Here is a 14,866-nt window from a genome sequence, read left to right as displayed (position 1 = left end):
GAGGCGAGTTTAATGAAAAAAGTAGCTTTGACGGTTGCATCTGTAATCGCCCTTACGATGCCGATGTCATGGGCGAATGCCGAGACGTTGCAGGATGCACTGGCGTCGACATATCAGAACAATCCATCCCTGCAGGCGCAGCGCGCCAGTGTCCGGGGCGTTGATGAAAATGTGCCGCAGGCGCTGTCAGGCTGGCGTCCGGAAGTCTATGCCGTGGGTGAGGTTGCCTCGCAGCATTCCGATGTCAATCCGTCGACACCCGGCACCAGCCGCGGCTCCAACCCGCGGGAAGCTTCTCTGATCGTCTCCCAGCCGCTCTATTCCGGTGGCCAGACAGTCGCCTCGACCAAGTCTGCGGAAGCGCAGGTGAAGGCCGCACGGGCGGATTTGCTCTCGACGGAACAGACAATTTTCCAGTTCGCCGTTGAGGCTTATATGAATGTCCTCCGGGATGAGGCGCTGGTCGAGCTGAACCGGAACAACTCCGTTGTCCTGCGCCGTCAGCTCGATGCGGCGAATGACCGGTTCGAGGTGGGGGAGATTACCCGCACCGACGTGGCGCAGGCGCAGGCGCGTCTTGCCGACTCGATTTCCAACGTCATTCAGGCGGAGGGTAACCTCCGGTCCACCCGCGCGAATTTCGAGCGGATCGTCGGCCGCCCGCCACTGGATCTTGAAACCCCTTTAGTGCCGGAGGCCTTCCCGGAATCGGAGGAGGCCGCTCTCGCAACCGCCCTGACCAATCACCCGGATATTGAAACCGCGAAGTTTAACGAGGAAAGCTCCCGCTATACCATTCGGGCAACCTCCGGACAATTGCTGCCGTCTCTTGATCTTGAAGGTAGCCTGTCAACGGGCCGGGATGTCGTCGGATCCGGAACGGAAAACGATACGGCCCGTATCGGTGCGGTTCTGACCATTCCGCTGTATCAGTCCGGCTCCGTCTACAGCCAGGTGCGGCAGGCGCGGCAGGTCAACAGCCAGCGGATGCAGGAAATTGAAGAAACGGTGCGGGCCATTCGTGAGGCGGTGATCCAGTCATGGGAACAGCTTGAAACCTCCCGCTCGCGGATTGGCGCCAAGGAAGAGGCTGTCCGGGCCAATACGATCGCTCTTGAAGGTGTTGAGCAGGAAGCCCAGGTCGGCTCACGCACGACCCTCGATGTGTTGAACGCCGAACAGGAACTGTTGCAAAGCAAGGTTGATCTGGTGACGGCGCAGCGGGATCAGTATGTTGCCCTGTATGCCGTTCTGGCGGCGATCGGCAAGCTGAATGCCCGTGATCTCAATCTGAATGTCGATTACTACGATCCGACCGTCAACTACGACAGGGTGCGTGATAAGTGGTTCGGTACGGATGGCGGATTGGATTAACAATTAATTAAAGTAAACCGGCCATAGTTGGCGGAATGAGCGGTTTATATCGATACGAGATTAAGGTTTCGTGAACTAGAGCCCCGGTTTCAATGGTGAATTGACGATGAGCGATCCAACGACAGAACAAGAACCGACGATGGAAGAGATTCTTGCCTCCATCCGGCGGATCATTTCCGAAGATGGAGAGGAAGAGGGTCAGGAGGAAGGCGCCACTGCGGAAGCCGCAGAGGAAGAGGCCGCCGAAACCATGGAAGACGAAGCGGAGGTTGAGGCCGCTGCAGAGGAAGAACCGGAGCCTGATCCGGAGCCAGAGCCTGAACCCGAAATGGAAGCAGAACCCGAAACGGACGATGACGAGGATATCCTTGAACTGACGGATGCGGTTGAGGAAGAGGAGGAAGAAGAACCTCTCACCCTTGACGAGGAATTCGAGGAGGACGCCGTCGAAGCCGAGATTGATGCCGCGATTGCGGCAGAGGCAGAGCCGGAGGTTGAACCGGAGCCTGATCCGGAAGAGGCAGACCCCGAGCCTGAAATGGTTGCCCAGACGACCGAGAAAGTAAGTAGCAGCCTGCTGGCTGACCCGACAATTGCCGCAACGACGACTGCCTTCGCCAGCCTGGCCGGTGCCGTTGCATCATCACGAGGACTGCAAATGGGTAAAAATGCGACTTTGGAAGATATGGTCAAGGATATGCTCCGTCCGATATTGAAGGACTGGCTCGATCAGAACCTCCCCCAGATCGTGCAGCGCATTGTGGAGCGCGAAGTGAGCAAGCTCGCTGACCGGGCAGACGAAGAGGAATAAAATCCTTTTCTCCCGGGTAGTGAGCCGACTATATTACTTCCGAAATTTGCCGACTAATCAATAAAGAGAGGTTCAGCGATGCTGGACAAGTCTTATCGACCCGATGAGGTCGAGGGAAAACTCTATTCAAAATGGATGGAGCAAGGGGCGTTTTCCTGTGGACGCGCCAAGACAGACGATACCTACACGATTGTCATTCCGCCACCGAATGTGACGGGCAGCCTGCATATGGGCCATGCCCTCAACAATACCCTTCAGGATGTGCTGATCCGGTTCGAGCGGATGCGGGGCAAGGATACGCTATGGCAGCCGGGCATGGATCATGCGGGCATTGCGACCCAGATGGTGGTCGAGCGGCAGCTGGCCGAGCAGGATATCACCCGACATGATCTCGGACGGGAAAAATTCATCGACAAGGTCTGGGAATGGAAGGACCAGTCCGGCGGCCAGATTTTCCAGCAGCTCCAGCGTCTCGGCGCGACCTGCGACTGGGACCGCGAACGCTTCACCATGGACGAGGGGCTCTCCAAGGCCGTTCGCAAGGTATTCGTTCAGCTCTATAAGGAAGGGTTGATCTATCGCGACAAGCGGCTGGTCAACTGGGACCCGAAATTCCACACGGCGATTTCCGACCTGGAGGTTGAGCAGCAGGAAGTGAATGGCCATATGTGGCGCTTCCGCTATCCGGTCGAGGGGGAAGAGGGACGCTTCATCACCGTCGCGACCACCCGGCCAGAAACCATGCTGGGCGATACGGGCATTGCCGTTCATCCCGAAGACGAGCGCTATACCGATCTGGTGGGCAAATTCGCCATCCTGCCGATTGTCGGGCGGCGCATCCCGATTGTTGCGGACGAGTATGCGGACCCGGAGCAGGGCTCCGGCGCGGTGAAAATTACCCCCGCCCATGATTTCAACGACTTCGAGGTTGGCAAGCGCGCCGGGCTGGAAGTCATCAACATCATGGATGAGAACGCGCATCTCAATGACGCGGTGCCGGACGCCTATCAGGGCCTGGAACGCTTTGCGGCGCGCAAGAAGGTCGTCGCCGAGATTGAAAGCCTCGGCCTGCTCGAGAAAATTGACGATCATCCGCATACGGTGCCCTATGGCGACCGTTCCGGCGTGGTCATTGAGCCTTTGCTCACCGATCAATGGTTCGCCGATGCGGCAACGCTCGCCCAGCCTGCCATCCGCGCGGTGGAGAGCGGCAAGACAAAATTCGTGCCCGAGAAATGGACCAACACCTATTACGACTGGATGCGCAATATCCAGCCCTGGTGCATTTCGCGCCAGCTCTGGTGGGGCCATCGCATTCCCGCCTGGTTCGGCCCGGACGGCATGATCTTCGTCGAGGAGACGGAAGAGGAAGCCATCAAGGCCGCCGAGGACCATTACGGCAAGCAGACGGATCTGACGCAGGATAACGACGTGCTCGATACCTGGTTTTCCTCCGCGCTCTGGCCGTTCTCGACCCTCGGCTGGCCGGAGAAGACACCGGAACTCGCGCGCTATTATCCGACCGATGTTCTGGTCACCGGTTTCGACATCATCTTCTTCTGGGTCGCCCGGATGATGATGATGGGCCTGCACTTCATGGAGGAAGCGCCGTTCCATACGGTCTATATCCATGCGCTTGTCCGCGACGAGCATGGCGCGAAGATGTCGAAATCCAAGGGCAATGTCGTCGATCCGCTGGAATTGATGGATAAATACGGCGCCGATGCGCTGCGGTTTTTCCTCTCGGTCAGCGCCGCGCAAGGCCGCGATGTCCGCCTCTCCGAGCAGCGGGTGGAGGGCTATCGCAATTTCGCCACCAAACTCTGGAATGCCGCCCGTTTCTGCGAGATGAATGAATGTGCCGTTCCCGAAGGTTTCGATCCCTTTGCGGTCAAGGAAACCATCAACCGGTGGATCGTCGGTGAAACCGTGAAATGCGAGAAAGCGGTGCGTGACGCACTGGAAAGCTATCGTTTCAATGATGCTTCCAATGCCATCTATGCCTTTACCTGGAATGTGTTCTGCGACTGGTATCTGGAGTTCGCGAAACTACCCTTCCAGGGGAATGACAAGGCGGAGACGCAGGCGACGGCGGCCTGGGTGCTGGACCAGACCCTGAAAATCCTGCATCCCTTCATGCCTTTTGTTACAGAAGAACTCTGGGGCAGCGTCGCGGCAAAACGGAGCAGCGACCTGATCGTTGCCGACTGGCCGGTTTATCCGACGGAGGCCATCGATGCCGCTGCGGCCGGGGAGATGGAATGGGTGCAGGAGCTGATTACCGGCATCCGCGGCGTGCGCAGCGAGATGAATGTCCCGGCGGGCGCGAAAATCCCGCTGATCTTCAATGAGGGCAGTGCCGAAGACAAGGCGTGGCTGGAGCGCCATTGGGATATCATTGCCCGCATGGCGCGGCTGGAGGATCGCACGGTCGATACGGAGGTGCCGAAGGGCGCGCTGCAGTTCGTGCACAAGAGCGCGACGGTTGTTCTCCCGCTCGCCGGTACCATGGATATCGATGCGGAAAAGGCGCGGCTTCAAAAAGAGATCGGCAAGCTGTCGGGCTATATGACGGAGCTCAACAAGAAGCTCGGGAACGAGAAATTCGTCGCCAACGCCCCCGAAGAGGTGGTCGCGGGCGAGAAAGCCAAGCTCGCCGATGCCGAAACCCAGCTCGCCAAGCTCAACGACGCCGCAGCCCGCCTCGCGGAACTATAACCTGACCGGACGGGCGGCGTGGCCGCCCGTCTAAAACCTTTTAAGAGAAGCGGGGGCCTTGTTCCAGGCCCAGTTTAGGACGCGTTCGATCCATTGGACCAGCGGGCTGATTTTTAGCCAGGGCAGCAGGATCAGACAGGCCGCGCCGCCGCCGATGATCACGTCGGTGAACCAGTGGCCGCCGCCCGCAAGCCGTGGCAGGCTGACGAAAATCATCAAGAGAACGCTTAAAATCGCCACATAGGGCCGGTTGAACAGCAGGATCACGCCGCCCGCGAACAGGGCGCTTGTCATCGCATGATCGCCGGGAAAGGAGTTGTCGGACGACGTCTTGACCGTATAGCCGGTGATGAAGTCATTGATGTCATTATAGGGCCGCAGGGCGAGACCCGGGCTCGGATGGTAAAATTCACCGATAATCCGCTTCGAGATCAGCAAGGCAAGCAGGATGAGGAAGGTAATTGCGCCGAGCTTCGCCATCACCTCGATCCGGTCCTCGCGCTTCGCCGACAGCACCAGATAGATACAGATCAGCAGCATCAGGACGAAGGTGCCCTGATCGAAAGTCTTGCTGTTCGTCCAGGCCCAGAAATGGGTCATCATCCCGTCCGGCGTAACGGTGGCGTTCAAAGTGCGGAAAATCTGGGTGTCGAGGCCAGACCAGATAATATCATAGAGACCGGTGAAATTGGAGACCAGCAGGAACGCGGCGAGCGCATTGCAGACGATCAGCAGCAAGATCGACCGGCTAAGCCGGGAAGCGGGACTGGACATGATACACTTGCGATCCTTCAGCGGTCTCAGACAATATCGGCGCGGACGCCCACCCCGACAGGAGCATATAGCGGGTTTTCCGGGGCAAGCTCAAGCCCCAATATTTTGATTGAGTAAGGCGGCGAATTCACTCTAGACTTGCCCCGTCAAGAATTTCAATGAAAAGCCGGAGACAAACCGGCGCCGCAACAGGGAGAACCCCGCCATGACAGCCATACATTTTGCCTCCGCCCGGCAGCAGGCCGCGATGATCGCCAAGGGAGAGATCGGTGCCGAGGAACTGCTTGATCATTATCTGGACCGGATCAACAAATATAACGGTGACCTCAACGCCGTGATCTGGATGGATGAGGAAACGGCACGAAAGCGCGCGCGGGAGACGGATGCAGCTCGTATCCGGGGGGAGCGCCTCGGGCCGTTGCAGGGCGTGCCGATGACGATCAAGGAGAGCTACAACCTTGTCGGCAGCCCGTCGACCTGGGGCAACCCGGCCTGGAAGGATCACTTCCCGGAGGAAAATGCCCTGAGTATTCAGCGCCTTCTGGATGCAGGGGCAAATATCTTCGGAAAGACCAATGTGCCCTTCATGCTTGCCGACTGGCAGAGCTTCAATGATATTTACGGAACGACGAACAATCCCTGGGACCTGATGCGGACGCCGGGTGGTTCTTCCGGCGGATCGGCGGCGGCGATGGCCGCGGGCCTTTCCGGGATCGAGACCGGCTCCGACATCGGCGCTTCCATCCGCAATCCCGCCCACTACTGCGGCGTTTGCGGGCATAAGCCGACCTATGGCGTTATTCCGGGTCATGGCCAGAAGCCGCCGGGAATCGTTGCCGACAGCGATATTGCGGTGCTGGGTCCGATCGCGCGCTCCGCCTTCGATCTGGAGATCGCGCTCGATGTGATGGCCGGGGCGGGACGCCCGCAGAGTGCCGCCTGGAAACTCGATCTGAAGCCGGCGCGTCACCGGCGTCTTTCCGACTTCCGCATCGCCCTGATGACGGCGGCGGAAGGGTTCGATGTCGATAACGATTATCAGGCGGCGCTGAACAACATCGCCGACAAGCTGGAAGCGGCGGGCGCGCGGGTAGACCGGAATGCGCGGCCGGATATCCCCATTGATGCCGCCTATGAAACCTATATCCTGCTGCTGCGGGCGGCGACCTCCGGCGCCCTGAACGAGGAACAGCTGGAACGGTTCCGGAAAATCGTGGCCGAGGCCGATGCGGACGATAAAAGCTATCTCACCCTGATGGCGCGGGCGGGCACGCTGCCGCATAAGGAATGGCTCCGCATCAATAACGAGCGGCATCTGATGGCCCGCAAATGGCAGGCGTTTTTCGAGGATTATGACATTCTGATCTGTCCCGCCGCCGCCGGGCCCGCCTTCCCGCAGAATCAGGCGGGAGAGCGGCAGGACCGCATGATCGATATCAATGGCACTCTTCAGCCGAGCACGGACCAGATGTTCTGGGCGGGCTATTCCAACATGGTGGACCTGCCGTCGACCGTTGTTCCTGCCGGGATGACGCCCGCCGGCCTGCCCGTGGGGCTTCAGGCCGTCGCGGCCTATGGCGAGGATCGCACTGCGCTCAGGCTCTGCCAACTGATCGAGGTGACCTTCGGCGGATTCACGCCGCCACCGGCACATTCCTGACATGAAAGATCGCGAAAATGCCTTAATTCCGCCTCTCAATTCTAACTATCTGATTTTAGGGTGATTTCTCTCCAGTAGCGTAAGTGTGTGTAAAACTTGCCTAAAGTTGGACGTTGATCGCAAGATTTTGTTTACGAAATCTTGGTATCTCTTGGGGCAAGTGCATGAACGCCGAGGCCCCCCTGATTTTCGGAAAATTGGTGCGGACCTGGCTTGAACCGCATATCAGGTCAGGAGGGTACAATGGCGTATGCCATTCCGATGATTGAGCCGCAAACGCAGAAACGCACGACCGCCTATACCGGCATTTCCTGGACATGCCTGTTTTTCGGACCCTTTCCGGCGCTTTACCGGGGGCATGTTCTCGGCTTCGTCGGCATGTCGCTGATGAATCTTGCGACGCTGGGCTTCTCCCTGCCGGTTTTCATCTTTGTCTATAATGCCTGGCATTACCATTCGTTGCTGGCGCGCGGGTTTCGGCCGGTCCGTCACAGCTTTGGCGAGGCAACGGAGAATGTGATCAGGATGGGTGCCGGGGACAATGACAATCTCGACGAGATTTTCGAAGGCAGGAAGCCCCCTATGTCGCAGAAGTTCCGGCTGGCGACCCCCAAGCTGTCGGAAAGTCTCATCGATGACGCCCGGCAGGAGCCGTATTTTCGCAAATAACGGCCGTGGCCGCTAAAGCAGCATGACACTGGTTGTGACATGGGTAACCGGTTTTTCGGGATCGCCCGCATGCATGTTCACCTCTCCATAGACGAGGCGGCGTCCGGATTTGATGACCCGCGCCTCAGCGAACAGCTCGTCGCCCTCCATCGGGCGGAGAAAGGTTGTCTGCATGTTTACCGATGTCATGTTGACGAAGGACCCCGCGCTGGCGGCGACGGCAAACACCATGGCAGTGTCGGCGAGCGCCATGATCGCCTGTCCGCACATCATGCCGCCCAAACGGTTTATGTTGGGTGAGGCCGGGATGCGAAGCGTCGCCCTGTCCGGGCCGATATCGGTAAAGCTGATGTCCAGTGCCTTGATCCAGGGAGCAAAGCTGTTGTCATAGAAGTCTTCCGCTTCCTTGATTGAGATGGCTGTCATTGCGGGCCTGTTTTGCTGACAAAAGGGAGGGAACAGGATGGCCCATGTTCCCCCGGCAGGCAATATCCAATCTGTCCGCCGGAACGCGCCCTCTTTACCTTCGGCGCGATTTCTCTGATACTTCCAGAAAACAAACAGGGAGCAGGGAATGTATATTTCACAACTATTGACGCGGGCCGTCCAGACGAAAGGCGGCAGCGTCGCTACCATCTGCGCAGGGCGGGAGCATACTTACGCCGAATTCGCCGAGCGGGTGCAGAGATTTGCCGGGGCGCTCCGGGCGCATGGTATTACGGAAGGGGAGCGGGTTGCTATCCTCGCCCATAACTCGGACCGTTATCTGGAGTTCTATTATGCGACGCCCTGGGCGGGCGGCGTGTTCGTGCCGGTCAATACACGCCTCGCGGTGCCGGAGTTCGCCTATTGGCTGAATGACTCAGGCTCGGAAATCCTGCTGGTCGATGATAACTTCGCGGGCGTCGTGCCGGAGCTTCGCAAGCTCGTCCCGGAGCTGCGGGAGGTGATCTATATCGGGGATGGGGAGACCCCGGCGGATATGCTCAACTATGAGGAACTGGTGGCAAAAAATGATCCGGTCCCGGATGCGGGCCGCGGGTTTGATGATCTCGCCGGGCTGTTCTATACCGGCGGGACGACCGGCGTGTCGAAGGGTGTGATGCTCAGCCATACGAACTTTCTCACCAATACGCTGAACGCCATGCCCTGTTTCAGCTTTGAAGAAGACGCCCGCTGGCTGCATGTGGCGCCGATGTTCCATATTGCGGACGGGGCGGCGGTCTTCGGCGCGACCATGGGCCTCGGCGTGCATGTGTTCATTCCGGGCTTCACGCCGAAGGGCACCATGGAGGCCGTGCAGGAATACAGGATCACCAATACCCTGCTGGTGCCGACCATGGTCAATATGGTGGTCAATGATCCCGATATCGCCAAATACGATATGTCCAGCCTGAAAGACATCATCTATGGCGCCTCGCCGATGCCGGAAGCGGTTATCCGCAAGGCGCTGGAGGTGCTGCCCAATACCGGTTTCACCCATGCCTACGGTCAGACCGAATGCGCGCCGCTCTCGACCTTTACGGGGCCGGAATTCCATGTGCTGGAAGGCCCGAATGCCGGACGGTTCAAGTCGGCGGGCCGGGCGGCCTATGCCTGCGAGGTAAGGATTTTTGACGAGAATGACGAGGAAGTACCTCGCGGTACCGTCGGCGAGGTTTGCGTGCGCGGCGCCAATGTCATGCTTGGCTACTGGAACAAGCCCGAGCAGACGGCAGAGGCGCTGCGCGGCGGCTGGATGCATTCCGGTGACGGTGGTTATATGGACGAGCAGGGTTTCGTCTATATCGTCGACCGGGTGAAGGACATGATCATCTCCGGCGGCGAGAATGTGTACTCCGCCGAGGTCGAGAATGCGGTCTATCAGCATCCGGCGGTCGCCGAATGCGCCGTGATCGGCATCCCGCATGAAACCTGGGGCGAGCAGGTCCATGCGGTTGTCCGCCTGCATGAGGGGCAGGACGCGACGGAGGAGGCCATTATCGAGTTCAGCCATACCCTGATCGCCGGGTTCAAATGCCCGCGCAGCGTTGCCTTCGTGAGTGATCCGCTGCCGCTTTCCGGGGCGGGGAAGATCCTGAAGACGGAACTGCGCAAGCCCTACTGGGCGGATCAGGAGAAGCAGGTCAGCTAGGGCCTGCCAATCCTCTAGCCTGCAGGGGTGCAATCCCTGATCTCGACCCGCCGGCGGGGCAGGCTGTTGCTGTGATCCTCGCCTCGACCGATCATATAGAGCGCGCTGCTGTCTATTCCGGCATCCCGCATCAGGGCATGAACCTCTTCCGCCCGGGCGCGCGACAGGCGGTAGTTATCGAAGGTCGAGCCGCTCGGGTCCGAATGACCGGAAATGACGATGAAGCGGCTTTCCTTGACGGTGTAATCGGTCGCAAGACGCCGGATCAGCTCTTTCGTCTCCGCACCGGTCACCTGGGTTGAGCCGACCTTGAAGGTGACCACCATATGCGGTGAGGTCTGCCAGCAGGAATCGGGAATGGTGCCGACGATGCGTTTCGTGTGATCCATTTCCACCGTGTTCAGCACATCGCCGATGCGGTCCAGACCCTGTTGCAGACCGGCAAGGATGAAACCGGACTCCTCCGCGCTCTGCTCCAGTTCAAGCAGCTTGCGCTCGAGATTTGCCGTATTCGCGGCTCGTTGCTTCTCAGTGGATTTTTCTAGCATGCCGATGGCCTTGCCGTTGCGCTGCGCCATCTCTTCCAGGCCGCTCAGGCGCGTTTCCATCTTCTTGATGCCGTCATCCAGCCGCGTTTCCAGTTCTTTGAGGCGGCCCGAACTTGCGGCGTCGCCATTGCCATACAGCGCCTCCAGATTTTCATTGGGAACGGAGAAGGGCAGGCGGGTCTTGCCATTGAAGAAGAGCTCGAAACGGTCCGTCGCGCCGAGATAAAGGAGCGGATCTGTCTCATCCGTGCGGGCGAGAAGCACAACCGGGAAGGTGAAGAAGCTCGTAAGGCTCCGCCTGAATTTATCCGAGACATCCACTTCTTCGGGCAGGTCCGACAGGGAGTTTTGGCAGAGCGGGGACATATTCAGTCCCGGATAGAGAGAAGACGCAGGAACCTCCTCGGCGGGAACGATCTTCTTGTCCGCGACCTGAATAATACATTTGCGCATTTTCTGGGCCTCATGGCCCGCATAGATGATGGAGCCGCTGGACGCCAGCGCCAGCATCAGAATGGTGACGAAAAACCGGTGGTTGTTGAAGGTGCTGACCGCCAGAAAGCGCCGGTAAATGTCCGTGGCTGCCTGGAACGGATCGGGCCCGTCCACCGGCGCCAGCGCTTTTTTATGGCGTTGCAGCGAGAGGGCCAGATGTTCCCGCCCGACAAGAATCTGTGACGGATGCCGTCGGTTTCGTTTTGGCACCAGAACGACAAAGCGGTGCAGGATATTGAGGAAAAAAATGCCAAGGCTGAGGCCGATGATCTTGAGGCGTCGTACCGGCTTTAGATGTTTGTGCGAGGTTTTTCGGGTAACGCTCACAATCAGCCAGATGCCGAAGATTATCCCGACAATGACCGCGTAGATCACCCATAGCTTTAGCACAACGACGGTCAGCATGCCGCCGGTGCGGAACATGCTGATGAGCAGATCGGTGAGTCCGGCGTATTTCAGGTAGTTCAGATCGAACACCCCGTAATGAAGGGTCTCAAAAAAGAGCCCAAAGACAAAGAAATAACAGAGCAGCAGGGTCGTCAGGAACGGGACGAGCAGGGCCAGGTTATAGGTCCGGTTCACCCGCATATGGACTTCGCAGAATATCTCGTCATCAAGCGCCCTGTTGCGGCAGCGATAGCCGGCGCGTGTTATTCCTTCGCATTGCATGGGTTGGATGCCTCTTGTTCTATCGTTTTAAATAATCCTAAAAATAGTAAATAAATATTTATAAACAAGTATAAGTAGAAAAAATGCGATAAAATTCATATAGGACGATAGATATCAGGGCTTGTGCTTGTTCTTGGCTGCGGATCGTATTAGGTAGGAAACAGACCCTTGACGCATAAACTTCAAAGAAGAGAGCGACATGCCCCAATACAGATCAAGAACCACGACACAGGGACGCAACATGGCGGGCGCCCGGGCGCTCTGGCGCGCCACCGGCATGAAAGATGGAGATTTTGAAAAGCCGATCATCGCTATTTCCAACAGTTTTACGCAGTTCGTGCCCGGCCATGTGCATCTGAAAGACCTTGGCCAGATGGTCGCGCGGGAGATCGAAAAATGCGGCGGTGTGGCGAAGGAATTCAATACCATCGCCGTCGATGACGGGATCGCCATGGGCCATGACGGCATGCTCTACAGCCTGCCCTCGCGCGAGGTGATCGCCGATGCGGTGGAATATATGGTCAATGGCCATTGCGCCGACGCTCTGGTCTGCATCTCCAACTGCGACAAGATCACGCCCGGCATGCTGATGGCGGCAATGCGGCTCAATATTCCGACGGTGTTTGTCTCCGGCGGCCCGATGGAGGCCGGGAAAGGCATGGCCGACGGCAAGGAAATCGGCCTCGACCTGATCGATGCGATGATCCAGGCGGGCGACCCGAATGTCTCTGATGAGCAGGTCGCGGAAGTCGAACGTTCCGCCTGCCCGACCTGTGGCTCCTGCTCGGGCATGTTCACCGCCAACTCCATGAACTGCCTGACCGAGGCGCTGGGGCTGGCGCTGCCCGGAAACGGCAGCATGCTCGCCACTCATGCGGACCGCAAGCAGCTCTTCCTCGATGCGGCGCGGACCATTGTCGACATCACCCGCCGTCATTACGAGATGGACGAGCCGGGCCTGCTGCCGCGCGAAATTGCCTCTTTCGACGCTTTTGAGAATGCCATGTCGCTCGATATCGCCATGGGTGGCTCGACGAATACGGTGCTGCATCTGCTTGCCGCCGCGCAGGAAGGGGAAGTTGACTTCACCATGAAGGATATCGATCGACTGAGCCGCCGGGTGCCGAACCTCTGCAAGGTTGCGCCGTCAACTCAGCAGTATCATATGGAGGATGTGCATCGCGCGGGCGGTATTATGGGTTTGCTCGGCGAGCTGTCCCGCGGCGATCTTTTGCATGATGATGTGCCGACGGTGCATTCGCCGTCCATGGCGGAGGCGATCGAGCTCTGGGATATCGTCAGGTCCCGCAGCAACACCGTGCAGGAATTTTACCGCGCGGGTCCGGGCGGTGTGCGTACGACCGAGGCGTTCAGCCAGTCAAAACGCTACCCCGATCTTGATTCCGACCGCGAAAACGGCTGCATCCGCTCCAAGGAGCATGCCTACAGCCAGGATGGCGGCCTTGCCGTGCTCTATGGCAACATTGCGCTTGAAGGTTGTATCGTCAAGACGGCGGGCGTGGATGAGAGCATTCTCAAATTCTCCGGTCCGGTGCGCCTGTTCGAGAGTCAGGATGCGGCAGTCGACGCTATTCTTGGGGACAAGGTTGTCGCCGGGGACGTGGTCGTGATCGTTTACGAAGGACCGAAGGGTGGCCCGGGCATGCAGGAGATGCTGTACCCGACGTCCTATCTCAAATCGAAGGGCCTCGGCAAGCAATGCGCGCTGCTGACGGACGGGCGCTTCTCCGGCGGTACCTCGGGCCTCTCCATCGGCCATGCCTCCCCGGAAGCGGCGGAAGGCGGAGCGATCGGCCTGGTCGAGGAGGGGGATATCATCGATATCGACATCCCGAACCGGACCATCAACTTGCGCGTCTCAGATGAAGAAATGGCCGACCGTCGGATTAAGATGGATGCGAAGGGCGATGCTGCCTGGGCACCGACGAAACCACGCGCCCGCAAAGTCTCGCAGGCGCTGCGTGCGTACGCCGCACTGACCACCAGCGCCGCCCGCGGCGCCGTCCGCGACGTAAGTCAGTTGAAGCGCTAAAGGCTTTTCAGATACTGATGCGCCTGGGTGAGTGTGAGGCCGTGGGTCTCGCGCACCAACGCTGTGGCGCCGATGGCGTCGCCGCGGCGGACCATCTCGCGGAGGCGGTCTTCCTGTTCGTCTTTTGAGAGGGTGAGAAGCGGGGCTTCCTCTGGCATTTCTTCCGTCTCTGTCTGATAGAGACCATCCAGAACAGCCATGGCCGTCTTCACCGACGGGGTGAGGCGGGTCTTGCGGGTTTTCCAGTCAACGCGGATCACGCCGCTTTCGGGGAACAGCCGGAGCGCTGCGCCTTTTGCCCGTGCCGTCACCCCCTTGATCCGGGTCGGCCCCTTGCGGGTACGCTCTTCCTCAAGCGCGGTCTTGATGAGCGAGAGGTCCTCTCCATAGAGCGCAATCTCGAGGCTTTCTTCTTTATAGGTCTGATTATCCTCCGGCACGTCCGCATCGGCGACCATGCGGGTCTTCTGCCCGACAAATTTGAGGCGGCGGATTTCCCGCTTCGGGATAAAGGCGACGATGGGATCTGCGGCATTCAAGCGGTGATCACTATAGTTTCGGAGCTTGAGATAGATCCCCTCGGGCGCCGCGCGAAGGGTCCAGTTGCTTTTTTTCATGGCCGCGAGCGCAGAAAAAAGAAAGACGAGACCGGCGAGTACGCAGGTCAGTACAATCACGCTGCAGAAAATCCAGATGAATCCCGCAAACATCAGGCTGAAAAAGGTATCGCCCGCGCTGAACACGCCATTGCTCGAGAGAAAGAGCGGAAAGCCGACGCTCCATCCCAGAAAGAAGAGCCCGACGATCAAATGCCCGATCCAGGACATCTTCGCAGTCAGAAGCGCCGGATTCTGCAGCGCTTCCGTCTCGGTGATCAGCTCGATTTTTCCATACCGGCCCATAGTCTCGCACCTCCTTGGTCACGGGAGGCACTAAAGATAACCGGAAATCCTTAATATTT

General features: G+C 58.7%; 11 protein-coding genes. 7 read left to right on the top strand and 4 right to left on the bottom strand.

All coding sequences use genetic code 11. The features are described from left to right. Positions 1–12: 12 nt before the first annotated feature. The 3 genes from AAC599_RS08325 to AAC599_RS08315 all read left to right on the top strand — a co-directional run bounded on the left by AAC599_RS08325 (position 13) and on the right by AAC599_RS08315 (position 4,903). Entirely contained in the window at positions 13–1,374 is a 1,362-nt protein-coding gene (locus AAC599_RS08325; RefSeq protein WP_340149942.1) for a TolC family outer membrane protein, read from the top strand. Positions 1,375–1,480: 106 nt separating this feature from the next. Continuing rightward, the gene (locus tag AAC599_RS08320) at positions 1,481–2,185 is read left to right on the top strand and encodes a DUF2497 domain-containing protein (RefSeq protein WP_340149941.1); all 705 of its coding nucleotides are present in this window, start codon (positions 1,481–1,483) and stop codon (positions 2,183–2,185) included. Between the two features lie 78 nt (positions 2,186–2,263). Further along, positions 2,264–4,903 (top strand): valine--tRNA ligase, encoded by a 2,640-nt coding sequence (locus AAC599_RS08315; RefSeq protein ID WP_340149940.1) that lies wholly within the window; start codon positions 2,264–2,266, stop codon positions 4,901–4,903. A gap of 30 nt (positions 4,904–4,933) precedes the next feature. On the opposite strand, the gene AAC599_RS08310 is transcribed toward AAC599_RS08315, so the two are convergent. Continuing rightward, positions 4,934–5,677: a phosphatase PAP2 family protein gene (locus tag AAC599_RS08310; RefSeq protein WP_340149939.1), complete on the bottom strand. Its 744-nt coding sequence runs from the start codon at positions 5,675–5,677 to the stop codon at positions 4,934–4,936. A gap of 205 nt (positions 5,678–5,882) precedes the next feature. On the opposite strand from AAC599_RS08310, the gene AAC599_RS08305 reads away from it, so the two are divergent. Continuing rightward, positions 5,883–7,337: an amidase gene (locus tag AAC599_RS08305; protein ID WP_340149938.1), complete on the top strand. Its 1,455-nt coding sequence runs from the start codon at positions 5,883–5,885 to the stop codon at positions 7,335–7,337. A gap of 243 nt (positions 7,338–7,580) precedes the next feature. Next, on the top strand, positions 7,581–8,006 hold the full coding sequence (locus AAC599_RS08300; RefSeq protein ID WP_340149937.1) for a hypothetical protein: 426 nt from the start codon (positions 7,581–7,583) through the stop codon (positions 8,004–8,006). Between the two features lie 12 nt (positions 8,007–8,018). On the opposite strand, the gene AAC599_RS08295 is transcribed toward AAC599_RS08300, so the two are convergent. Further along, a complete protein-coding gene (locus tag AAC599_RS08295) occupies positions 8,019–8,432 on the bottom strand; it encodes a PaaI family thioesterase (protein WP_340149936.1) in 414 nt (137 codons plus the stop codon). Positions 8,433–8,580: 148 nt separating this feature from the next. Here AAC599_RS08295 and AAC599_RS08290 point away from each other — a divergent pair, with 148 nt between their 5' ends. Continuing rightward, positions 8,581–10,140 carry a long-chain-fatty-acid--CoA ligase gene (locus tag AAC599_RS08290; protein WP_340149935.1) on the top strand — a complete coding sequence of 520 codons (1,560 nt, stop codon included), beginning with the start codon at positions 8,581–8,583 and terminating at the stop codon, positions 10,138–10,140. A gap of 14 nt (positions 10,141–10,154) precedes the next feature. On the opposite strand, the gene AAC599_RS08285 is transcribed toward AAC599_RS08290, so the two are convergent. Further along, positions 10,155–11,852 carry an OmpA family protein gene (locus AAC599_RS08285; RefSeq protein WP_340149934.1) on the bottom strand — a complete coding sequence of 566 codons (1,698 nt, stop codon included), beginning with the start codon at positions 11,850–11,852 and terminating at the stop codon, positions 10,155–10,157. A gap of 199 nt (positions 11,853–12,051) precedes the next feature. Here AAC599_RS08285 and ilvD point away from each other — a divergent pair, with 199 nt between their 5' ends. Further along, complete coding sequence (gene ilvD, locus AAC599_RS08280; RefSeq protein ID WP_340149933.1) at positions 12,052–13,905, top strand: dihydroxy-acid dehydratase; 1,854 nt, start codon at positions 12,052–12,054, stop codon at positions 13,903–13,905. Here the strand turns inward: ilvD and AAC599_RS08275 are convergent. Next, entirely contained in the window at positions 13,902–14,807 is a 906-nt protein-coding gene (locus AAC599_RS08275) for a hypothetical protein (protein WP_340149932.1), read from the bottom strand. The two genes, ilvD and AAC599_RS08275, sit on opposite strands and share 4 nt — an antisense overlap. Positions 14,808–14,866: the final 59 nt, after the last annotated feature.

This window comes from uncultured Sneathiella sp., assembly GCF_963976355.1.
Classification (GTDB): domain Bacteria; phylum Pseudomonadota; class Alphaproteobacteria; order Sneathiellales; family Sneathiellaceae; genus Sneathiella.
Note: the sequence above shows the minus strand (reverse complement) of the source record. Positions and strands in the feature narration are given on the sequence as shown.

What these genes read in the sequence shown, in the direction of transcription:
- AAC599_RS08325 (WP_340149942.1), top strand. Translation starts at nt 13, where the DNA reads ATGAAAAAAGTAGCTTTGACGGTTGCATCTGTAATCGCCCTTACGATG.
- AAC599_RS08320 (WP_340149941.1), top strand. Translation starts at nt 1,481, where the DNA reads ATGAGCGATCCAACGACAGAACAAGAACCGACGATGGAAGAGATTCTT.
- AAC599_RS08315 (WP_340149940.1), top strand. Translation starts at nt 2,264, where the DNA reads ATGCTGGACAAGTCTTATCGACCCGATGAGGTCGAGGGAAAACTCTAT.
- AAC599_RS08310 (WP_340149939.1), bottom strand. Translation starts at nt 5,677, where the DNA reads ATGTCCAGTCCCGCTTCCCGGCTTAGCCGGTCGATCTTGCTGCTGATC.
- AAC599_RS08305 (WP_340149938.1), top strand. Translation starts at nt 5,883, where the DNA reads ATGACAGCCATACATTTTGCCTCCGCCCGGCAGCAGGCCGCGATGATC.
- AAC599_RS08300 (WP_340149937.1), top strand. Translation starts at nt 7,581, where the DNA reads ATGGCGTATGCCATTCCGATGATTGAGCCGCAAACGCAGAAACGCACG.
- AAC599_RS08295 (WP_340149936.1), bottom strand. Translation starts at nt 8,432, where the DNA reads ATGACAGCCATCTCAATCAAGGAAGCGGAAGACTTCTATGACAACAGC.
- AAC599_RS08290 (WP_340149935.1), top strand. Translation starts at nt 8,581, where the DNA reads ATGTATATTTCACAACTATTGACGCGGGCCGTCCAGACGAAAGGCGGC.
- AAC599_RS08285 (WP_340149934.1), bottom strand. Translation starts at nt 11,852, where the DNA reads ATGCAATGCGAAGGAATAACACGCGCCGGCTATCGCTGCCGCAACAGG.
- ilvD (WP_340149933.1), top strand. Translation starts at nt 12,052, where the DNA reads ATGCCCCAATACAGATCAAGAACCACGACACAGGGACGCAACATGGCG.
- AAC599_RS08275 (WP_340149932.1), bottom strand. Translation starts at nt 14,807, where the DNA reads ATGGGCCGGTATGGAAAAATCGAGCTGATCACCGAGACGGAAGCGCTG.